Origin of the sequence: Salinisphaera shabanensis E1L3A (assembly GCF_000215955.2) — a bacterium.
In the GTDB taxonomy this organism is placed as follows: domain Bacteria; phylum Pseudomonadota; class Gammaproteobacteria; order Nevskiales; family Salinisphaeraceae; genus Salinisphaera; species Salinisphaera shabanensis.
In genome coordinates, this window is sequence record NZ_AFNV02000001.1 from 242,276 (window position 1) to 262,994 (window position 20,719).

General features: G+C 63.1%; 17 protein-coding genes, 1 tRNA gene and 1 pseudogene. 4 read left to right on the forward strand and 15 right to left on the reverse strand.

Translation table 11 applies throughout. From position 1 onward, the window contains the following. Window positions 1-87: 87 nt before the first annotated feature. The 11 genes and pseudogenes from SSPSH_RS01130 to leuS form a co-directional block, all read right to left on the reverse strand. Complete coding sequence (locus SSPSH_RS01130; RefSeq protein ID WP_006913194.1) at window positions 88-2,766, reverse strand: nitrate reductase; 2,679 nt, start codon at window positions 2,764-2,766, stop codon at window positions 88-90. A 35-nt stretch (window positions 2,767-2,801) separates the two neighbouring features. Next, window positions 2,802-4,034: pseudogene (locus SSPSH_RS01135) on the reverse strand (NAD(P)/FAD-dependent oxidoreductase); the annotation flags it as partial. Window positions 4,035-4,044: 10 nt separating this feature from the next. Next, window positions 4,045-5,412, reverse strand: coding sequence for an MFS transporter (locus SSPSH_RS01140; protein WP_006913192.1), 1,368 nt, complete (start codon window positions 5,410-5,412; stop codon window positions 4,045-4,047). A gap of 59 nt (window positions 5,413-5,471) precedes the next feature. Then, window positions 5,472-6,848, reverse strand: coding sequence for a CmpA/NrtA family ABC transporter substrate-binding protein (locus SSPSH_RS01145; RefSeq protein WP_006913191.1), 1,377 nt, complete (start codon window positions 6,846-6,848; stop codon window positions 5,472-5,474). Window positions 6,849-7,179: 331 nt separating this feature from the next. Beyond that, window positions 7,180-7,761: an ANTAR domain-containing response regulator gene (locus tag SSPSH_RS01150; RefSeq protein WP_021031264.1), complete on the reverse strand. Its 582-nt coding sequence runs from the start codon at window positions 7,759-7,761 to the stop codon at window positions 7,180-7,182. A 291-nt stretch (window positions 7,762-8,052) separates the two neighbouring features. Then, window positions 8,053-8,126, reverse strand: a tRNA-Gln gene (locus SSPSH_RS01155). Between the two features lie 57 nt (window positions 8,127-8,183). Beyond that, entirely contained in the window at window positions 8,184-8,576 is a 393-nt protein-coding gene (rpsI, locus tag SSPSH_RS01160; protein WP_006913189.1) for a 30S ribosomal protein S9, read from the reverse strand. A 3-nt stretch (window positions 8,577-8,579) separates the two neighbouring features. Further along, window positions 8,580-9,008 carry a 50S ribosomal protein L13 gene (gene rplM, locus SSPSH_RS01165; protein ID WP_006913188.1) on the reverse strand — a complete coding sequence of 143 codons (429 nt, stop codon included), beginning with the start codon at window positions 9,006-9,008 and terminating at the stop codon, window positions 8,580-8,582. 115 nt (window positions 9,009-9,123) lie between these two features. Then, window positions 9,124-9,711, reverse strand: a complete 588-nt coding sequence (locus tag SSPSH_RS01170) for a nitroreductase family protein (protein WP_006913187.1) — start codon at window positions 9,709-9,711, stop codon at window positions 9,124-9,126. A 36-nt stretch (window positions 9,712-9,747) separates the two neighbouring features. After that, on the reverse strand, window positions 9,748-10,317 hold the full coding sequence (locus tag SSPSH_RS01175; RefSeq protein ID WP_006913186.1) for an LPS-assembly lipoprotein LptE: 570 nt from the start codon (window positions 10,315-10,317) through the stop codon (window positions 9,748-9,750). 8 nt (window positions 10,318-10,325) lie between these two features. Further along, a complete protein-coding gene (gene leuS / locus SSPSH_RS01180; RefSeq protein ID WP_021031265.1) occupies window positions 10,326-12,764 on the reverse strand; it encodes a leucine--tRNA ligase in 2,439 nt (812 codons plus the stop codon). A gap of 265 nt (window positions 12,765-13,029) precedes the next feature. Between leuS and SSPSH_RS01185 the strand changes: the two genes are divergently transcribed. Genes SSPSH_RS01185 through SSPSH_RS01195 form a run of 4 tightly spaced genes read left to right on the forward strand, consistent with a single transcriptional unit; the run spans window position 13,030 to window position 16,778 of the window. Then, window positions 13,030-14,637, forward strand: coding sequence for a TonB-dependent receptor plug domain-containing protein (locus SSPSH_RS01185; protein ID WP_021031266.1), 1,608 nt, complete (start codon window positions 13,030-13,032; stop codon window positions 14,635-14,637). Continuing rightward, entirely contained in the window at window positions 14,532-15,545 is a 1,014-nt protein-coding gene (locus SSPSH_RS01190; protein WP_040607158.1) for a hypothetical protein, read from the forward strand. Before SSPSH_RS01185 ends, SSPSH_RS01190 begins: the two co-directional genes overlap by 106 nt. Then, window positions 15,535-15,702 (forward strand): hypothetical protein, encoded by a 168-nt coding sequence (locus tag SSPSH_RS18830; protein WP_006913184.1) that lies wholly within the window; start codon window positions 15,535-15,537, stop codon window positions 15,700-15,702. The genes SSPSH_RS01190 and SSPSH_RS18830 overlap by 11 nt, the downstream gene beginning before the upstream one ends. An 11-nt stretch (window positions 15,703-15,713) precedes the next feature. Continuing rightward, the gene (locus SSPSH_RS01195) at window positions 15,714-16,778 is read left to right on the forward strand and encodes a cytochrome-c peroxidase (RefSeq protein WP_006913183.1); all 1,065 of its coding nucleotides are present in this window, start codon (window positions 15,714-15,716) and stop codon (window positions 16,776-16,778) included. On the opposite strand, the gene lnt is transcribed toward SSPSH_RS01195, so the two are convergent. The 4 genes from lnt to SSPSH_RS01215 form a co-directional block, all read right to left on the reverse strand. Next, the gene (gene lnt / locus SSPSH_RS01200; protein WP_006913182.1) at window positions 16,770-18,302 is read right to left on the reverse strand and encodes an apolipoprotein N-acyltransferase; all 1,533 of its coding nucleotides are present in this window, start codon (window positions 18,300-18,302) and stop codon (window positions 16,770-16,772) included. The genes SSPSH_RS01195 and lnt overlap by 9 nt on opposite strands. Before the next feature lie 3 nt (window positions 18,303-18,305). Beyond that, on the reverse strand, window positions 18,306-19,166 hold the full coding sequence (locus tag SSPSH_RS01205; protein ID WP_006913181.1) for an HlyC/CorC family transporter: 861 nt from the start codon (window positions 19,164-19,166) through the stop codon (window positions 18,306-18,308). Between the two features lie 74 nt (window positions 19,167-19,240). Continuing rightward, window positions 19,241-19,708, reverse strand: coding sequence for an rRNA maturation RNase YbeY (ybeY, locus tag SSPSH_RS01210; protein ID WP_006913180.1), 468 nt, complete (start codon window positions 19,706-19,708; stop codon window positions 19,241-19,243). Window positions 19,709-19,722: 14 nt separating this feature from the next. Then, on the reverse strand, window positions 19,723-20,706 hold the full coding sequence (locus SSPSH_RS01215) for a PhoH family protein (RefSeq protein WP_006913179.1): 984 nt from the start codon (window positions 20,704-20,706) through the stop codon (window positions 19,723-19,725). Window positions 20,707-20,719 lie beyond the last annotated feature (13 nt).

The window sequence follows — 20,719 nt, forward strand, 5'->3', positions numbered from 1 at the left end:
CCGCACTGCGTGAATGGCGTTGTCGCGCCCAACGGCTGTGCTTGCTCTGCGTGCATCTGCGCCAACCGGCGAGCGTGTGTGTCGGTGCTATTCATCTGCCTGGGTCTCGGCGATGAGCGCCGCGATTTCAGGCTTGCAGGAGCCACAATTGGTGCCGGCTTCGAGGGCCTCGCCCACGGCGGCGACCGAGTCCAGGCCCTGCTCGTCGATCGCACGGAGGATCGTGTTGCGCGCGACGCCGAAACAGGAACACACCTGCGGACCCGGATCGGCGCCCGGATCGGCCGGGCGGCCGGCCAGCAGGCCGATGCGCTCGGTCTCGTCGACGGGCTCGCCGGTGAACAGGTTGGCCAGCCAGCTGCGCTCGGGCAGCGCTGCCGGTTCGGGGGCGACGAACACACAGGCCTCGATATGGCCGGCGTCCATATGCGCCGCGCGATAGCGCCCGGCGGCGGAATCCACGGCTTCCAGCCAGTCCGCCGTGCGCTCGCCCACGCCGAGCCAGCTGCGCGCGGTTGTAGCCCAGGCGTCCGGCGTTGTCAGGCCGGCGATCTCGTAGCGATAGAAACGCTCGCCCGGCACTTTCACCCAGTAATCGATGCTCGACTCGGCCGCCAGCTGCAACGGTCGGCTGGCCAGAATGAAGCCATGCCAGGCTGCGTCGAACGGTGCGATGGCGGCCGGCGTGTGCTTGAACTCGGGTTCGCCCGAAATCGGACAGACCGCCGGATTGGCGAGCGCGCCCACGCGCGCACGGGCTGCGAACTGGTCGTTCCAGTGCATGGGCACGAACAGCGTGCCTTCGCGCTGGCCGGCCGTGACAATCACGCGAACATGCGCTTCGCCCAGCGCGGTCGACACCGTGGCGATGGCGCCATCGGCTACCCCGTAGCGCTTGGCATCTTCGGGATGCACTTCCACGAATGGCTCGGGAATATGCGCAGCAAGCCGCGCGGACTTGGCGGTGCGCGTCATCGTATGCCAGTGGTCGCGTATGCGCCCGGTATTGAGCGCCAACGGCCACTCATTGCTGACCGCGTTGGCCGGCCCGCGCGGCGTGACCGCCACCAGATGGGCCTGGCCGTCGCGGGTGGGATACACGCTGTCGGTAAACAGACGCCGGCTATCCTGTGCGACCGGCATTGCCCCCGCAGCGCGCAGGGTCTGCGGCGCGAATATCGGCCAGCGCACCGGCTTGAGTGTGTCGTATTCGCTATCGGTGAGATCCGTCAGACCGGCGAGGTTGAGCACGCGCTCGCCATCGTTTTCGAACGCGGTGAGCGCGGCATGCTCGCGAAAGATTGCGGCGGCGCTATCGAAATCGAAGCCGTCAGCGAAGCCCATCCGACGTGCCACATCGCAGATGATGTCCCAGTCGGCGCGCGTATCGCCGGGCATCGGCAGGAACGACCGCTGGCGCGAAATGACGCGTTCGGAGTTGGTCACCGTGCCGCTTTTCTCGGCCCAGGCCGCGGCCGGCAGCAGCACATGGGCCCGGTCGACCGTATCGGTATGGCGCATGCAGTCCGACACGGCCACGAACTCGCAGGCTTCAAGTGCGCGCTTGGCGCGATCGGCATGCGGCAGGCTCACCAGCGGATTGGTGGCCATGATCCAGACCGCCTTGACCTCACCCCGCTCGATCGCCTCGAACAGTTCGACGGCTTTGAGTCCCGGTTCGTCAGCAATGGCCGGCGAGCCCCAGAAGCGTTGCACCCGCTCGGCCGCGTCGAAGCCCATATGCGCGGCCAGCGTGCTGGACAGCCCGCCGACCTCGCGCCCGCCCATGGCATTGGGCTGGCCGGTGATCGAGAACGGACAGGCGCCCGGCTTGCCGATCCGATCGGTCAGCAAATGGCAATTGAGAATGGCGTTGACCTTGTCCGTGCCCGCCGAGGACTGATTCACGCCCTGGGAGAACACCGTCACCGTACGCTCGGTTTGAGCGAACAGCTCGAAGAAGGCGGCGACGGTGTCGCGATCCACGCCACAGGCCTCGGCCACGGCATCGATATCGCCGATCTTGTGCGCCTCGGCGACGGCGTCCTGCGTGCCGGGCAGATCGCTGGCAACACCGTTCTCGGCCAGATAGCCCAGCAGGCCGTTGAACAGATGCACGTCCGTGCCGGGCGCTATGGGCAAATGCAGGTCCGCGCCTTCGGCGGTGGCCGTACGACGCGGATCGATCACCACGAGTTTCTTGTTCGGATCGTTTTCCTGGGCGGCGACGATGCGCTGATAGACCACTGGATGGCACCAGGCGGTGTTCGAACCAACCAGCACGACGAGGTCGGCGACTTCGAGATCCTCGTAGCAGCCGGGCACCACGTCCTCGCCGAAGGCGCGCTTGTGGCCGGCTACTGCCGACGACATGCACAGCCGCGAGTTGGTATCGATATTCGCCGAACCGATATAGCCCTTCATCAGCTTGTTGGCGACGTAGTAGTCCTCGGTGAGCAGCTGGCCCGAGACATAGAACGCGACAGCGTCCGGGCCGTGTTCGGCGATGATCTGGCCGAAGCGGGCGGCGACCTCGTCCAACGCGTCGTCCCAGCTCGCGCGCCGGCCATCGACCACCGGATGCAGCAATCGGCCTTGCAGCCCCACGGTGTCCGCCAGTGCCGTGCCCTTCGAACACAGGCTGCCGAGATTCGAGGGATGCGCGCTGTCGCCCGCCACGCTGACCGCGTCGTTATCGACCACGGCATTCACGCCACAGCCGACACCGCAATACGGGCAGGTGGTACGGGTGGTCACCGCGTTCATCAGGCAGCCTCCGCGTCCACGGGTTCTGCGCCGGGTAGATAGGCCTGACCGAACAACAGCAGATCGCGAAAAGCCGAGACGTCCGCGCCCTCGCGCATGAGCTTGAAATACCAGCCGCCGTCGCGGGTGTCGCCATAGAGCACGACGCCGACAATGCGATCGTCGCGCAGCACGATGCGCTTGTAGACGCCACGGCGCACATCGGAAAACGTCAGCGTTTCGCTGCCCTCGGCGTCGGAAAAATCGCCGGCGGAATAGACATCGATGCCGGTAACCTTGAGCTGGGTGGCGGTCACCGAGCCTTCGTACTGGGTATGGCCGCGGTAGGCCAGATGATTGGCACAGACGCTGGCCTGATCCCACAGCGGCGCGACCAGGCCATAGACCGAATGGCGATGCTCGACGCATTCGCCGACCGCATAGATACGCGGATCGTAGGTCTGCATCGTGTCGTTGACGACGATGCCTTTTTCGCAGTGCAGACCGGCGGTCTTCGCCAGTTCGACATTCGGGCGGATGCCCACGGCCATGACCACGATATCGGCATCGATCTCGGAGTCGTCGGCATCGTCGAAGCGCAGGCCGGTCACACGGCCGGCTTCGTCGCCGAGGATGGCGGCAGTCTTCGCGCCCATGCGAAACGACAGCCCGCGCTGGGTAAGCGAGTACTGCAGCAGATCGGCCGCGGTGGGGTCGAGCTGGCGCTCCATGAGCGTGTCCATGAGATGGACGATGGTCACGTCCATGCCGCGCTTGTGCAGACCATAGCCGGCTTCCAGACCGAGCAAGCCACCGCCGATGACCACGGCCTTGCCGCCTTTTTCGCTGGCCTCGACCATGCGATGCACATCGCCGATATCGCGAAAGCTGATCACGCCGTCGAGCGTATGGCCGGGCACGGGCAGTATGAACGGCGTGGAACCGGTGGCCAGCAATAGCCGGTCATAGCCGATCTCGCGCCCCGACTCGGAAACGACCATGCGCCGACGGCGGTCGATTTCAACAACCGCTTCGCCCGTGTAGAGCGCGATATCGTTGTCGACATACCACTCGCGCCCATGCGTTTCGATTTCGGCGAAATCCTTGTCCCCGGCCAGCACCGGCGAAAGCATGATGCGGTTGTAGCTGGCATGGGGCTCGGCGCCGAAAACCGTGATGCTGTAGCGTTCCGGTGCCGCCTCGAGCAGGTCCTCGATCACGCGGACACCGGCCATACCGTTACCGATGACCACCAGATCGAGTTTCGGTTGTGTCGCGTTATCGCTCACGAACCTGCTCCTACGCCGGTTCCGGCGAATCGCTGCCACGGGCCTTGATCGGGTCGTCACCGGCCGAAGCCGTATCGAAAACGGCTTTCTCTTCGGCCAGCACATCGGCCGAGAAGCGCACGAAAAACGCGAAGAACGAACACACGAGCACGGCACAGCCGAGAATCATCAGCCCCTGGCCGTAAGACAGCGACTCTGTCTTGAATAGAAAACCGGCCAACACCGCGCCGGCGTTACCGCCCGCGCCGACGATGCCGTTCACCCCGCCCAGCGCTTTCTTGTTCATGAACGGCACCAGGCCGAAGGTCGCGCCTTCCGACATCTGCACGAACAGACTGAATACGATCATGGTCGCGATTGCAGCCGTCAGCACTTCCATCTGGGAGAATGCGATGAGCGCGATGCCTTCAATGAACATGGCCGCGAACAGGAATCTCACCCGCCCGTTCAGGCCCATAAAACGCGCTGACAGATCCGAAAAGAAACCGCCCATGGTGCGCGCGAAGATGTTCATCAAGCCGAACAGGCCAGCGATCAGCCCTGCGGTCTTCAGATCGACGTCGAAGTTGTCGAAAAAGTAGATTGCGGCCACATTGTTGATGGTCAGCTCAACGCCAAAGCAGCCGGCATACACCACGAACAGTGCCCAAACCCGATAGTCCTTGGCGGCATTGCGAAAGCTCGACCAGCCGCTGTTTTCGTTTTTGGCTTCAGGAATCTTGCCGGCGGCACGCAGATCCGAATAGTTGCCGTCGGGCGCATCCTGGGTGAACTTCCAGTACGCGATACCCAGCGCAAACAAAATCACGCCCGGCACCACCATGGCCAGGCGCCAGCCCAGCGTTTCGCTGATGCCCAGCGACACGATCGCGGTAAAGATCAGCGGCATGACGATCTGGGTGGTCCCGCCACCGAGATTGCCCCAGCCCGCGGTGGTGGCATTTGCCGTACCCACGATATTGGGCGCGAACATCACCGACGTGTGGTACTGGGTAATCACGAACGACGCGCCGATCGCGCCGATACACAATCGCGCCAGCAGAAAGCTCTCGAAGCTGTCGGCAAAGCCGATACACATCACCGGAATCGAGCCCAGAATCAACAGCGACGAATAGGTCTTGCGCGGGCCAAATTTGTCGCACAGCGGGCCGATGAGCAGACGCACCAGCACCGTGATCGCGACCGAGGCAATGATGGTCGAGCCGACCTGCGACTTGTCGAGGTTCAGATCCTCGCGCACCACCGCCATGAGCGGCGCAATACCGAACCAGCCGAAAAAGCATAGATGAAAGGCCAGCCAGCTCATGTGGAAGGCCCGCATCTGTACCGATTTGAAATCGAACAAGCGAATACGGGTCGCTTTGTTGGCAAGTTCCATGGTCTAGGCGCTCCTGCAGAGAAATTCGGTAACGAAAGACGACGAATCGAAGCGACGCATCACGGCGTCATGGCGCCATGCCGGCTGCCGGCTACAGGCGCGTCGAGCGAGGCGTTGAGAGTTTCCAGGCGGCGATAGAGCGTAGGGCTGAAACGCGCGCGATCCGGCGCGAGATACGCCATCACAGCGCTCGGGTCGAAGATCGCGTGGTCAAGGAACCGATCGGACGCCATCGCGATCGAGCCACCGCCGGACGCCTGCAGCGACCACGGCCCTTCGTGGGCACCCTCGGTCTTGTGATCGGCGGCCGGACACGCCACGCCGAGCGGCTCTACCGCTGCACGATAGATATCCGGGCGATAGACACAGTCGGCGGTAGCAGCGATATCGACCGCCTCGCCGATCTGCCCCCAGCGCAACATCTGGGCGATGAACCACATCGCATGCGAGCGCCAGGTAAACGTAGCTGCATGACGATGAAACACGTTGAAATACGGCGCCGGCCGCGGTGCCGCGCCCGGCTGGTAGCAAAAGCGCCCGGACAGCGTGCGCCGGATGACTTCGGCTGGCGCGCCCACGTACTCGGGTGCGGCGATGGTGTCGGCAGCAAATTCGCGATTTTCGTGACTATCCAGCCACGCGGCGGTACGCACGACGGCCCTTACCAGCGCGCGGTGGGTACGCGGATAGGCCTCGGCCCATTCGCGGGTCACGCCCAGAACCTTTTCCGGCGCGTTGTTCCAGATCTCGTAGCCGGTAATCAACGCACGCCCCAATCCGGCGCGTACTGCCATCTGATTCCACGGCTCGCCGACGCAATAACCCGCCAGTCGGCCAGCCTGGAGATTAGCGACCATGCGCGCCGGCGGCACGACGATCAGTCGAGCATCGCGGTCGGGATCGATACCGCCCGCGGCCAGCCAGTACCGTAGTTGATAGTTATGCGCCGAGGTCGGATGCACCATGCCGAACGTCAGCGGCGCGAGCCCCGCTTCCCGATCGGCTTCGATTACCTGGCGTAGTGCCTGCGCGCTGCACGGGCGTGCCGCAGCCGCCTGCGGGTCGAGCGCTTGCATTCGCTCGTAGAGGGCATTGGATACAGTGATCGCGTTGCCGTTAAGACCCAGCGATACCGCCGTGACCATGGCATGCGGCGCCGCGCCCACGCCGAGCGTGGACGCGATCGGCATGCCGGCCAGCATCTGGGCGCCGTCGAGCAGTCCGAGCGCCACCTTGTCGCGAATCGCTGCCCACGACGATTCGCGCGAGAGAGTCACATCAAGACCTTCGGCCGCGAAGAATCCGGCTTCCTTGGCCATGACCAACGGCGCGCAGTCATTGAGCGCAATGAAGCCCAATTTGAGCCAGGGCCGCTCCACGGCCGGATCGACCGCATAGGGCATACGTCCGAATGTTGCTTCGTGCCAGTTGGTCATCGCGTTGCGTCCTTTTTCCACCCTCACTGCGGGCCCGTTTTTCGCGCATAAAAAAAGCCCGGCTGCCTGCGTGGCGAGATGCGCCACGCGACATGCCGGACTTCGTTGTCCTGATCGAGTTGTGTCGTGCGTCGCGATCGTTCGCGCTATCGCACTCAGGGCTTATCCAAGCTAAAACCGTGCCACCTAATACCGGCGGCGTCCGCATCCATTTCAGTTCATGCACTTGCCCATCGAACGCAATGCGCCAGCCGAAGCAAACACGGCGCCCCTACGACCCGCATCGACGTTTCGCAGTGCACAATCGCACTCTATTCGTGCAGCCGCGGCGTCACTCGTTGGCGGCATGAACCATGAGCTGGCGCGCAATTTCGGGCAATGGCAGGCCGCGGTCCATCGCCGTCTTGCGCAGGCGCGTATAGGCCTGTTTTTCGCTGATCGCACTACGCTCCATGAGCAGGCATTTGGCACGATTGACCACCTGACGATCCGCCAGGGTTTCGCGAGTTTCCGCCAGTTCGCGCTTGAGCGACTCCATCTGCTGGTACTGGCGCATGGCCACGTCCACGAGCGAGCGCACCAGCGCCGGTGACAGTCCTTCCATCACATAGGCGCTTATACCGGCCTCGGACGCCTGCGCCATGAGCCGGCGATCGTCTTTCGAAGACAACATCAACAGTGGTTTGGGATAACGCTCGCCGAACGTGGCCAGATCCTCGAGCACGTCGCGCGAGGGCGACTCCGCACCCACCACGATCGCATCGGGCGCATGACGATCGACCGCCGCATACAGATCGGCGTCCTCGTCGAGCACATCGACGACCTCGAAGCCGGCCTGCTCGATGACTGCACGAAGCGTCGACAAGCGAGCCGAATGACGATCTACGAGCAACACACGCATGTCCGTGTCCATGGACGATCCACGCCTGCATTGGAGCAACAAACGTGCCAGTGACTGGGTGCCACGCGTGGTGGACGTATCCGCGAATAAGAATTTCCGCACACCGCAATCTGGTCGCAATGCGTAACCGCAGAAGGCCATCAAACACCAGCCGATCGAGTTAACCCATTAGTTGGAAATCGCCGCCGTCGCTACGCTGAGCCGCTCTCACGAGCGTCGCTCGCTCGTCGAACCTAGGGGTTCGAACCAAGACCTCTCCCCCAGCCAGACCAAAAAAAACCCGCCGAAAGGCGGGTTTTAATCTGGCTGGGGGAGAGGGATTCGAACCCCCGTTGGCGGAGTCAGAGTCCGCAGTCCTACCACTAGACGATCCCCCATCAACCATTTTCAGATGACAGCCGGGATAGGCAGCGGCCATCTGATGCCAAACGCGTTTAGCGCTTGGAGTACTGCGGCGATTTACGCGCCTTGTGCAGACCGATCTTCTTACGCTCGACCTTACGGGCGTCGCGTGTCATATAGCCTGCGGCACGCAGCGGTGCGCGCATCATTTCGTCGTACTGAACCAGCGCACGGGACAGGCCATGGCGAATCGCGCCAGCCTGGCCGTTGGGGCCGCCACCGGCGACGGTCACGTTGATATCGAAACGATCGCTCGCATCGGTGGCTTCCAGGGCCTGACGCACGATCATGCGCGAAGTCGGACGGCCGAAGTATTCGTCCAGCGACTTCTTGTTAACCGTGATCTGGCCACTACCCGGCTTGATGAAAACGCGGGCGGTCGCGGTCTTGCGACGGCCGGTACCGTAGGCTTGTTCTGTTGCCATTAACTAAATCTCCAGCGTCTGCGGCTGCTGTGCGGTATGCGGATGCTCGGCGCCCGGATAGACGCGCAGCTTGCGCGCCATCTGGCGGCCCAGCGGATTCTTCGGCAGCATGCCCTTGACGGCGTGCTCGATGACGCGCTCCGGGTGTGCGGCCAGCTGATCCTCGAGCGTGATCGACTTCAGGTTGCCGACATAACCGGTAAACCGGTAATAGATCTTTTGCTGCGGCTTCTTGCCGGTGACCTTAATCTTGGACGCGTTCACGACCACGATATGGTCGCCGACGTCCATATGCGGCGTATATTCCGGCTTGTGCTTGCCGCGCAGGCGCGTGGCGACTTCCGAAGCCAGACGACCGAGCGTCTTGCCATCGGCATCGACGACATACCAGTCACCGGGGACTTCGTCTTTCTTTGCAGAAAACGTCTTCATTGCACTGTATCCTGAACCAACGCGATTAGGCAGCCGGGCGGCTGCGAAAGCGCGCAATTCTATAGGGGGTACACGGGATTTGCAACGCCCGTAACGAGCGTATGCGCAACCTCAATCAGGGCCGCGTCGTTAGTATCCGATCCAAATCGCTGCGCTGGCTGCGCGGCTGGCGTTTCGGATAGCCATACCATAGCAGACCGACGCAGTATTCGCGCGCGCTATCGATATCCAGTATCGATGCCAGATCCGGGTGACGCGTCACTTCGCCGCTGATCCACTTGCTGGCCAGACCGGCGCTATGCAGATAAAGCGACAGATTTTGAATCGCGCAAGCGCAGGCGGCATAGTCCTCGCGGGCGGTCACCGGATCGTCCTCGACCACGCAGGTGATTGCCAGCCAGCCCGGCATCGATTGCCAGCGCTCGCGCTTGGCGATCGCGACCTCGTCACCCTTGCGCTCGGCCACTAGCCGCGTATTCAAGTCGATGATCGCGTCCTGCGTTTTTGGGCCTAGCTGATAGAAACGCCACGGCTGCGTCAGGTGATGATTCGGCGCCCAGCGCGCCACCTCGACTGCATCGCGAATGATGGCGGGATCCGGCGTGTCGTCGGTGAACTGGTCGACGCTGCGGCGCCCGCGTATGAATTCGGCCGCGTCGGCGGGCGTGATCGGGCTGGCCTTGAGGATGCTGCGATCGGTCATGCTCGACGGCTCGGTTGCGACGATTGGCGCGTTACTCTAACGCGCCAGCTTTTCGTTCGCAGTCGCCACCCGCAGCAGAATCAGATTCGCGAGCTCTTCGTGCATGCTCGTCAGCAGCTCGCTTTGCTCCTGTTCTGCGCCCAGGCGTTCGGTGTTGTCGAAACTATAGCTGCGGCTCACCGACAGTGTTTCGTTCTCAAGCTGGCTCGCACCGTTGACTTCGTAGTCGAAGGCGACTCTCGTGGTCAGTTCGTATTCCGCCACCTGCCCATCCACAGGGCTCACGGAAACGATGCGCTGACGATTTTCGATATCTTCAATCGACAGTTTCGCCGGCGCACCGCTATCGCCGAGCACATGGCGTTCGCGCAGACGCTGGCGCAGCGTTTCCACCAGCGGCGGATCGCCGACGCGGTAGTTGTCGCTGTAGCTGACGTACATGCGATCGATACCGTCGGGCAACGGCGACGCGCCCTGCAGATGAAAGCCACAGCCGGCAAGTATTACCGTAACCGCCAACACGGCCGCGAGGACGCCGAGCCGGCGACTGATACGAGAACGGGCCGTGGGCCGTGGATCGAGAACGGCAGCAGATATCGATTTCATGACGCGATCTATACCACGAGATTGACGAGTTTGCCCGGCACGACGATCGTCTTCTTGATCGGTGCACCGTCGATGAAACGCACAACGTTGGCTTCGGCCTGCGCGATTTCGGCCACCGCATCGCGATCCGCCGCCGCCGGCACATCGATTTTGGCGCGCACCTTGCCATTGACCTGCACTACCAGCGTAAGCGTGTCGCGCGTCAGCGCCGAATCATCTGCCTGCGGCCAGGCCACGTCCAACAACAAGTTGTCGTGGCCCAATTCGCGCCAGAGCGCATCGCAGACATGCGGCGTGATCGGCGCAAGCATCTTCACGACGGCCTCAAGCGCTTCCTGACGTACGGCCTGCATGCCGGTCTTTGCGCCGTCGAGTTTGCCGAGTGCATTGCACAGTTCCATGACGGCCGCGATCGCCGTATTGAATGTCGTTCGACGGCCGATGTCGTCGCCGACCTTGGCAATGGTTTCATGCAGTTTGCGCCGCAGCTCGCCGGCGTCGCCATCAGCACTTGTGGCCGGCGCCACGATGCCCGCCTCGACGTGATCCGCAACCAGCCGCCAAAGCCGCTTAATGAATCGATTGGCGCCTTCCACGCCGGCATCGGACCATTCCAGCGACTGGTCCGGCGGCGCGGCGAACATGGAGAACAGACGCACGGTATCGGCGCCATAGGTTTCGATGAGCGCCTGTGGATCAACCGTATTGCCCTTGGACTTGGACATCTTGGCCCCGTCCTTGAGCACCATGCCCTGGGTGAGCAGGCGCTTGAACGGCTCGCCGGCCTGGGTGAGGCCCTCGTCGCGCATGACTTTCTGGAAAAAGCGCGCATAGAGCAGATGCAGAATCGCATGCTCGATGCCGCCGATGTACTGATCTACCGGCAGCCAGTAGTCGGCGCGATCGTCGAGCATCGAATCGGCGTCCGGACAGGCGAAACGGGCGAAATACCACGACGACTCCATGAAGGTGTCGAAGGTATCGGTTTCGCGCTTTGCCGCCTTGCCGCACTGTGGACACGCGGTGTTCACGAACTCGGGCATATCCGGTAGCGGCGAGCCCGCGCCTTCCGGGGTGACGTCTTCGGGCAGCACGACCGGCAGATCAGCTTCGGGTACCGGCACCGCGCCGCAATCGTCGCAGTGGATGATCGGAATCGGCGCGCCCCAGTAACGCTGACGGGACAGCCCCCAGTCGCGCAGACGGTACTGGGTCTTGCGGCGCGCTATACCGCGACCTTCCAGACGGTCGGCAATGTCGTTGAAGGCGGTGTCGAAATCCTTGCCGTCGTCGTCGCCGGAATTGATGAGCACGCCCTTTTCGGTGCTCGCCGCCGCGCTGATATCGGGCGCGACGCCATCGGCGGTCGCGATGACCGGCACGATGGGCAGGTCATAGGCGGTGGCGAACTCCCAGTCGCGCTGGTCGTGGGCCGGTACGCTCATGACCGCGCCGGTGCCATAGCCCATCAATACGAAATTGGCGGCGAAGATCGGCATGCGCTCGCCCGAGAGCGGATGCGTCGCCTCGATCGGCAGGCGATAGCCTTTCTTCTCGCGTGTTTCCAGGCTGGCTTCGGCGGTGCCGGCTTTGCGGCATTCTTCACAAAAGGCAGCCAGCTCGGCATCGTGCTCAGCTGCGGCCGCGACCAGCGGGTGATCGGCGGCGACCGCCATATAAGTGGCGCCGTGGAGCGTATCCGGTCGCGTCGTATAAACCGTCAGCGGATTGTCGTAGCCGACCACTTCAAAATCGATTTCCAGACCGGTCGAGCGCCCGATCCAGTTCGCCTGCATGGTCTTGACTGCTTCCGGCCAGCCTTCCAGCGCGTCGAGATCGTCCAGCAGTTCGTCGGCATAGTCGGTGATCCGCGCAAACCACTGCGGGATGGCGCGCTGCTCCACGACCGCGCCCGAACGCCAGCCGCGGCCATCCACCACCTGTTCGTTGGCGAGCACGGTCTGATCGACCGGGTCCCAGTTGACGATCGATTCCTTGCGATAGACCAGCCCTTTTTCGAAGAGTTTGGTGAACAGCCACTGCTCCCAACGGTAGTAGCTCGGATCGCAGGTGGCGATTTCGCGCGACCAGTCGTAGGCAAAGCCCAGCTGGGCGAGCTGTTCGCGCATGGCCGCGATGTTTTCGCGGGTCCATTTCGCTGGCGGCACGCCGTTCTTGATAGCTGCGTTTTCAGCGGGCAGCCCGAAAGCATCCCAGCCCATGGGCTGGAGCACGTTCTTGCCGCACATCCTCTGATAGCGCGAGATGACGTCGCCGATGGTGTAGTTGCGCACATGCCCCATATGCAGCTTGCCGCTGGGGTACGGGAACATCGACAGGCAATAGAACTTCGCGCGGTCGTCGCGCTTGACTTCAAAAGCGCGCGCCTCGCGCCAGCGAGCCTGAACATCGTTCTCGATTGCATCGAAACGGTAGGTGGAATCCATCGGCGGCTATCGATCGGGAAGCAAAAAACGGCCGCCTAGTGTACTCGATACGCTCGCGCCACTTCACCGCCGGGCGCGTGCTGCCCGGCTCGGCCCTGATTGCCTAGCGGGTGCTCGGGCGCACTTGCGGCAATCACAGCGAACCGCTGAATCATGGAAGCCGGCGCAGCGTGGAATCGGATTTCATTGTGCAAAATACAAATGCGAATGATTTGTATTTACGCGCAGGGTGAATATTCTTCCCCGCATCTTCACGGGGGACACCATGCACAGACTCTTGATTCTGCCGACCTTGTTGGGCGCGACATACGCCGTTCATGCGCAGCAGCTGCCCACAACCGCAAGCGGCGAGACCACACGAGAAAACGAAACACGACGCGAAACCCAGGCCGCCGACCGTAAAAGCCTCAACGGCGCCTTGTCTGCCGACATGCCGGGGCTTAACGAGATCCTGGTCGCCGCCGACCCTCTGGACGCTCAAATCCAGAGCCTGCCGGCCGCATACATCCGCAGTTCGGCGCGCTCGGATCTGGCCGAGGCGCTTTCGGTCATCCCCTCGGTGCGGGTGGCGGAAAGCGCCAGCTCGAGCCGGCAGCAGGGCGATATCAAGCCGGCCGAGTTCTCGATTCGCGGCGCGGCCCCCTATCAGAACCGCTTTGTGCTGGACGGCGCCTCGGTCGACAACCTCATCGATCCCGCCCAGACCGAACGCGCCGACAACTACGCTCTCGTGGCCGGGCATTCACAGGGCCAGTTCATCGACACGCGCTTCCTGCAGAACATCGAGGTCAGCGACACCAACATATCGGCCCGCGAGGGCGGCTTTACCGGCGGTGTGGTCAAGGCCGAAACGCGCGCCTATGCTGGGACAAACGAAGCCCATGTGTCCTATCGCGGTACCAGCGACAGCCTCACCAACCTGCATATCGATAAAACCCAGGAACGCGAATTCGAAAGCGCGGCCGCGCAAATGCCCAACGGCGTGCCCGGCGAATTCCAGCCGGATTTCCGCAAGAGCGAATTCACCCTCGACGGGGCAACGCGTGTTGGCGATATCGGCATTTTTGCCGGGTATAGCGAAAAGCGCTCCACCATCACCCAAAAGCAGCTGCTCACGCTGGATCCGGACAACTTTCTGGAGACCGGCCAGCTCTACACCCCCAGCGAGAACCGCACGCTGGACAACAAATCACGCTACGGCGTCGTGCGCATGGACCTGCTCGATCGCGACTACGAGCTCAACGCCTCCCTGTCCTATACGAACTTCGACAAGGACAGCTTTCTGATCAACTACCTCGATTCCGACTTCGTGGGCGGGCATGAGGGCATGAACCTGAGCGTCAACTACGGTAATTACATCGGGGCGACGCGCGTGGACGTTAACTTCAACGCCGGGCAGACCAGCGATGAGCACGATTACGACCGCCATACCCTGACCCAGTACAAGAGCACGTCGATATTCGATGGCGGCATCATCGGCGGACTCGGTGATCTCGAGAACCAACAGCGCAAGCTCGGCGGCTCCCTCACCTTCACCACACCGATCAACGATATCTGGACCACCGATTACGGGGCCGAAATCGCCTATCTCGACTATGAACAGCACCGCGATCAGGATTTCGTGGCCGAAGACTACCGCCTCGATTACAGCCAGACACCGCTGCCCGACCCGATCGGCCCCGGCTCCTATGCCCCGGCGACCAATACCAGAGCCGCGTGGCGACCTACCGCGCCGGCGATATCGCCTTTTCGAATACCAACTGCGCCGTGTTCGGCGAGCTGGCCGCCGACGGCAGCCGGTTTTTCGGCCGTGCCGGGCTGCGGGTCGAACGCGACGGCCTGCTGGAAAACACCAACGCCGCGCCGCGCCTGAAGGCCGGGGTCTATCTCGATAACAGTCAGAACATGCGCCTGATCGCCGGCGCCAACCGCTACTACGGCAAGTCCTTCCTCTCCTACAAACTGCGCGCCGAGGAACGCCGGCTGGTCGAGGTACGCGAGCGCGACAACCCGAACGATCCGTTCACCGCGGTCGCGGACCGAAGCGACTACGACTACCGCGATCTCGACACGCCCTACGACGACGAATACTCGCTGGGTATCGCTGGCACGCTCTGGCACGGCGATATCGGCCTGACCTATGTGCGCCGCCAGGGCCAGGATCAGATCCGCACGAACTACGATGGCGGTAGCGAGTTGTACAACTACGACAACTCGGGGCGCAGCACCACCGATCAGGTCGACCTCTACTGGCGCTCGCAGCCGTTCGCAATGGTTGGCGCCAACTGGGGCGTCAATCTCGGGGTGTCGTGGATGGACAGGGAAACCGATGCCAGCTACGGCAACGACGACAAAGGCTATAACGACATACCAAACGACGAAGACGTGGTTTTCCAGGGCCGGCGCGTTCGCCGCTCGGAGCTGCCGGCACGCGATTTCGCCACGCCGGTGAGCGCACAGGTCGACGTCATTACCTCGGCTTTCAATGACCGACTGTGGGTGCGCAACGCGCTGAGCTACACCGACGGTTACCGCTATCTTCTGCGCGAGGGCAGCGACCCGGCCACGGGGCTGCAACGCTACGACATCGAAAAGCAGGACAACACGCTGCGCTGGGACCTGAGCACCCGCCTCGCGCTGCTGCCGGGCGATCACTCGCCGTATATCGGCGTCGACGTGCTCAACGTCACCGACAGCCGCAATATTGTGCGCAGCGAGTCGGGCGTCCAACTGTTCGGTGTCGGTCGCCAGTACTGGCTGGAAGTCGGCTATGACTTCTGAAGTAACCACCCGCTCACCGCACTGCGGCGACCTCACGAACTACAGCCAGGCGCTCGGGCGGGCGCCCGCGCTGCCCTGTTCGCTGGCCCAGGCATGGCGTGAATACGCGGCCGCCGTGGCGGCCCTTCGCCGGCCGGGCGAACTCGTGCCGCGGTGAATTGCAGCGGCATGCGACGGCGTATCGGCGCATGGCGGACGCGCCGCGAATGGCTCGTCGTCGCCCTCGTCGCGGCGGCAACGGCCACGTTCATCGGTTTGGTATGGCTGATGGCCCCGGCCATCGAACGCGCGCGGCTGGTCGAACGCTACCGCGGCCCCCAGGCCGATTGGCCGCGGCTTCAAACACTGGCCGGCCGCGATATCGAACCGCTGGCAGCCTTGCCCGAGCAGCCGGATTTCCCGGCCAACAATCCCTTCAGCGAGGCTAAAGCGGCGCTGGGCAAACGCCTGTTCTTCGACCCGCGCCTGTCGGCGTCCAATCAGATTGCCTGTGCGTCATGTCACGATCCCAGCCTCGGCTGGGCAGACGGCCGCCACAAGGCGGAAACGCAGATCATCGCCAGTTGGTCAAATCCCATCGAAATGGCTGGCACCCCCACGCAGAGCGCGCGCCAACTGGCGGGCGTGGCCGGCTATGCGCCGCTGTTCGAAGCGGCCTACGACGATCCGAGGGTCACGGTTGACCGCATGACCCGGGCGATCGCGACGTTCATGCGTACGCTCAACACCCCAAACACGCGCTTCGATCGTTTCATGCGCGGCGCACGCGATACCTTCACGGCTGCCGAAATTCGAGGGCTCGACCTGTTTCGCGGCAAGGCGAACTGTATTCGCTGCCATAACGGCGCGCTGCTTACCGATGGTGATTTCCATCACCTGGGCACATCGGTGCACGGCGTCGGCAATTATCTGGGCCGCTATGGCGAAACCGGCGCGCCCGCCGACGTGGGCACGTTTCAGACACCGGGGCTGCGTAACATCGGACGTACCGCGCCCTATATGCACAACGGCTTCGGCGAAGGTATCGACCTGAAATCGCTGCTCGCGCTGTACAACATGGGATGGTGGCAGAACGCGCCGCCGGGCGAAAAAACGCGCGACATACCGCTCGCGCAGCTATCGCCGCTGATCGAACCGCTCGGCCTGAGTGCCGACGAAATCAACGATCTGGCCGCGTTTCTGGGAACGCTCGACGGCGCCTCGCTCTATATGGCGCAGCCGGAGCTACCGTGAAGCGCCAACCTTTTTACGCCGACGCGAGAGCAGCAGACCACCCAACAACGACAGCAGCGTGATCGCCGAACTCGCCAGCCAGAGCGGTCGATCGCCGATACGCATATAGGGCGTTTCGCCGCTGCGCGGCTGCACCCGCGACTCGATAGCCGCAATTTCGAATTCCTGGGTACGTTCACGCACACGGCCGTCGTAGTCGATGATCGCCGAGATACCGGTATTGGCTGCGCGCAGCATCGGCCGCCCGGCTTCCAATGCGCGCATGCGCGCGATTTCCAGATGCTGGGCGGCGGCCGTCGTGCCGGCGAACCAGGCATCGTTGGTGACGTTCACCAGCACGCCCGCTTCGGGCAGCGCCTTGGCGATCTCGTAGCCAAAGACATCCTCGAAACAGATCGACAGACCCAGCTTCACACCGTCGACCTCAATCAAGGGCTGATCGTCGGCGCCGAAGCCGAAGTCGCTATAGCGCATGTTCACGCCGTCGACCAGCGTCTTGACGAATTCGGGTACAGGGAAATACTCGCCGAACGGCACGAGATGGCGCTTGTAATACCGCCCTTCGCCGGCGCCGAGCGCCAAGACGGCGTTGTAATACGGCGCATCGTCGGCTTCGTGAACCAGGGTCCCCGCGAGCACGGTCTGGTTGCGCTCGCCGGCCAACGTTGCGATCTCGTCGAAATAGGGTTGGACCTGATTCGCCGGCGCCGGAATCGCCACTTCGGGCCAGACCACCAGATCGGCATCCGAGGCCCGCGTCATCGCCCGATAGCGCTCGAGCGTGGTGCGAAAGACGTCGCGATCCCATTTGATCGCCTGAGCAAAATTGCCTTGGATGATATCCACACTCACGGGCTCGCCACGGGCCTGTGTCCATTCGGTGGCCGGCGGCGTATACCACAGCCCGAGCGGCGCGAGCCCGATCATCACCACGGCCAGTGCGCGTGCCGGTATCGAGCCGGCAAACAACAACACAACCGTACCGGCGCTCACCATCATCAGCGCGCCGAGAAAATATACGCCCCCGATCGGCGCAAGCGCAGTGACCGGTGCATCGATGAGCGAGTAGCCCAGCGATAACCACGGGAAACCGGTCATCACCCAACTGCGCACCAGTTCGGCGAGCAGCCAGGCGCTAGGTATCACGACCAGCGCCCAGAGCGTGCGCGGCAAGCGACGCGTGGTGCCGGCGAGCGCGCCCACCAGTGCCGGATAGAGCGCCATATAAGCGGTGAGCGCACAAACCAGCACGATAGCCATCGCCAATGGCGCGCCGCCATAGTAATAGGTGGAGACGAAGGTCCAGTAGATCCCGCTACCGAAATGAGCGAGCCCGAACACGAAACCGCGCCAGGCGCCGCGACGTGCGCTTGCGCCCCACCAGAGCGAGACCAGGCCGACCAGCGCAACGAACGTCAGCCCGTAGTATCCAAACGGCGCAAAGCCAAGGGTTGCCAGCCCGCCCAACAGGGCCGGCAGCAACACATCCAGACCGGCAATACGCGCCACGCGTTTTGCGCCCATGCGCTACTCGGACGCCTCCGGCAGCACGGTCATCTGAAACAGATGAATACGCCGCGAATCGGCACGCTGCACGTTGAACTGGAAGCGGTCGATGATGGTGGTCTCGCCGCGCTTGGGCATATGCCCGAATTCGTGTACGACCAGTCCGCCGATCGTATCGAAGTCTTCGTCCGAGAACTCGGTATCGAAGTATTCGTTGAACTCCTCGACCGGCGTGAGGCTGCGGATTAGAAAACGATTGTGTTCCTGGCGCAGGATGTTCGCGCCTTCGGCCTGATCGTATTCGTCGTCGATTTCGCCGACGATCTGCTCGAGCGCATCCTCGATGGTCACCAGCCCCGCCACACCGCCGTATTCGTCCACGACGACGGCCATATGGTTGCGCGATGCCTTGAACTCCTTGAGCAGCACGTTCACGCGCTTGGATTCGGGCACATACACCGCCGGGCGCAGCACCGCGCCCAGTTCGAAGGCCTCGCTTTCCTGACGATCCTCTGCAAGCTGAAGCATGTCCTTGGCCAGCAGAATACCCACGACCTCGTCGCGGGATTCGCCGATTACGGGGAAGCGCGAATGACCGGACTCGATCGCGATGGACAGAATGTCGGCCGCGGCCGCATCGGACTCGACCACCACCATCTGCGAGCGCGGCACCATGATGTCGCGCACCTGCTGTTCCGACACCTTGAGCACGCCCTGCATCATCCAGAGCGCATCTACATCGAGCAGCTCGTTTTCCTGTGCTTCCTTGAGCACCTCGACCAGCTCGTCGCGATCGCGCGGTGGCCCGGCCAGGCTCATGCCGATCTGTCGTAGCCAGTTGCCGCTACTTCGACTCTGCTCGCTGTCGTCCTCGTCGCTCATGTCGTGCGGCCGCAGCCGCGCCCTCCTCTCAAGCCTTGATGTCTGGCTCGGCCCTACGGCCTGCGGTATCGATTTCAGGCACTCACGGTGCGGTAAGGATCGTCTTGGCCGAGATCCGCCATCACATCGCGCTCGAGCGCCTCCATGGTTTCGGCCTCATCGTCGCCGATATGGTCATAGCCGAGCAAGTGCAAAACGCCGTGTACGACCATATGACACAAATGCGCATCGCGCGTCTTGTGCTGCTCGCGTGCCTCGCGCTCGATGACCGGCATGCAGATCGCGAGATCGCCGAGCACCGTCAACCCCGGCAGCTCGGCGCCGGCCGGAAACGACAGCACGTTGGTGGCATAGGGCTTGTCGCGATAGTCGCCGTTGAGCTGGGCGGACTCTGCCTCGTCGATCAGACGTACGGCCAGTTCGTAGACGGGTTCGTCACTGCAACGCGCGCCTTCGAGGGCGGCGATTGCCGCGCGCTCGAGCATGTGCGGATCGGGCGCGTCGATGCCGGGCGCGCAGTCCAGCGCGAGTTCGATATTCATGCGGTTGCCGCCGACTAGCCGTGCTCGCCTGCTTCGCTTTCGCGATCGTAGGCCTGGACGATGCGTTGAACCAGCGGGTGGCGTACCACGTCGCGCGCCGAGAACTTGGTGACGCTGATGCCTTCGATGCCCTGCAACAGACGAACCGCATGACGCAGACCGGACTTCTTGGCTACCGGCAGGTCCACCTGGGTCATATCGCCCGTGACCACCGCGGTCGAGCCGAAGCCGATCCGGGTGAGGAACATCTTCATCTGTTCGACGGTGGTGTTCTGGGCCTCATCGAGAATGATGAAGGCTTCGTTGAGCGTACGCCCGCGCATGTAGGCCAGCGGCGCGATCTCGATCACGTTGCGCTCGATCAGGCGGCCGACCCGGTCGAAACCGAGCATTTCATAGAGCGCGTCGTAGAGCGGGCGCAGATAGGGATCGATCTTCTGGGCCAGATCACCGGGCAGAAAACCCAGCCGCTCGCCGGCCTCGACCGCGGGGCGCACCAGTAGCAGCCGACGTACACGTTCGGATTCGAGCGCATCCACCGCAGCAGCCACGGCCAGATAGGTCTTGCCGGTCCCGGCCGGGCCGATGCCGAAATTCAGATCGTTATCGGCCAGATTGGCGAGATAACGACGCTGGCTCGGGCCACGGCCACGCACCAGCCCGAGGCGCGTCTTGATGACAACGTCGCGCGGTTCGGCCTGCGCCGCCTCTTCACCGCCGCGCAGTTCGCGCTCGGCCGTACGCGCCACAATATGGACCCGGTCCGGGCCAAGCTCACCGGCCGCGGTTGCGCTGTAAAGCTCGTTGAGTGCGTCGATCGCAGCCGTGGCCGCCGCTTCGGCGCCCTCGACCTGGAACATATGGCCACGATTGTGGACCTGTACGTCCAGCGTACGCTCGATCAGACGCAGATACTGATCCTGCGGACCGCACAAATACGCCAGACGGGTCGTATCTGGCGGGGTCAGTTCCAGGGTCTTGCGGATGGATTCGTTCAAAATGACTCGTCGG

What these genes read in the sequence shown, in the direction of transcription:
- SSPSH_RS01140 (WP_006913192.1), bottom strand. Translation starts at nt 5,412, where the DNA reads ATGGAACTTGCCAACAAAGCGACCCGTATTCGCTTGTTCGATTTCAAA.
- SSPSH_RS01150 (WP_021031264.1), bottom strand. Translation starts at nt 7,761, where the DNA reads ATGGACACGGACATGCGTGTGTTGCTCGTAGATCGTCATTCGGCTCGC.
- ybeY (WP_006913180.1), bottom strand. Translation starts at nt 19,708, where the DNA reads ATGAATATCGAACTCGCGCTGGACTGCGCGCCCGGCATCGACGCGCCC.
- SSPSH_RS01130 (WP_006913194.1), bottom strand. Translation starts at nt 2,766, where the DNA reads ATGAACGCGGTGACCACCCGTACCACCTGCCCGTATTGCGGTGTCGGC.
- rpsI (WP_006913189.1), bottom strand. Translation starts at nt 8,576, where the DNA reads ATGGCAACAGAACAAGCCTACGGTACCGGCCGTCGCAAGACCGCGACC.
- SSPSH_RS01170 (WP_006913187.1), bottom strand. Translation starts at nt 9,711, where the DNA reads ATGACCGATCGCAGCATCCTCAAGGCCAGCCCGATCACGCCCGCCGAC.
- SSPSH_RS01185 (WP_021031266.1), top strand. Translation starts at nt 13,030, where the DNA reads ATGCACAGACTCTTGATTCTGCCGACCTTGTTGGGCGCGACATACGCC.
- lnt (WP_006913182.1), bottom strand. Translation starts at nt 18,302, where the DNA reads ATGGGCGCAAAACGCGTGGCGCGTATTGCCGGTCTGGATGTGTTGCTG.
- SSPSH_RS01195 (WP_006913183.1), top strand. Translation starts at nt 15,714, where the DNA reads ATGCGACGGCGTATCGGCGCATGGCGGACGCGCCGCGAATGGCTCGTC.
- SSPSH_RS01175 (WP_006913186.1), bottom strand. Translation starts at nt 10,317, where the DNA reads ATGAAATCGATATCTGCTGCCGTTCTCGATCCACGGCCCACGGCCCGT.
- rplM (WP_006913188.1), bottom strand. Translation starts at nt 9,008, where the DNA reads ATGAAGACGTTTTCTGCAAAGAAAGACGAAGTCCCCGGTGACTGGTAT.
- SSPSH_RS18830 (WP_006913184.1), top strand. Translation starts at nt 15,535, where the DNA reads ATGACTTCTGAAGTAACCACCCGCTCACCGCACTGCGGCGACCTCACG.
- SSPSH_RS01205 (WP_006913181.1), bottom strand. Translation starts at nt 19,166, where the DNA reads ATGAGCGACGAGGACGACAGCGAGCAGAGTCGAAGTAGCGGCAACTGG.
- leuS (WP_021031265.1), bottom strand. Translation starts at nt 12,764, where the DNA reads ATGGATTCCACCTACCGTTTCGATGCAATCGAGAACGATGTTCAGGCT.
- SSPSH_RS01145 (WP_006913191.1), bottom strand. Translation starts at nt 6,848, where the DNA reads ATGACCAACTGGCACGAAGCAACATTCGGACGTATGCCCTATGCGGTC.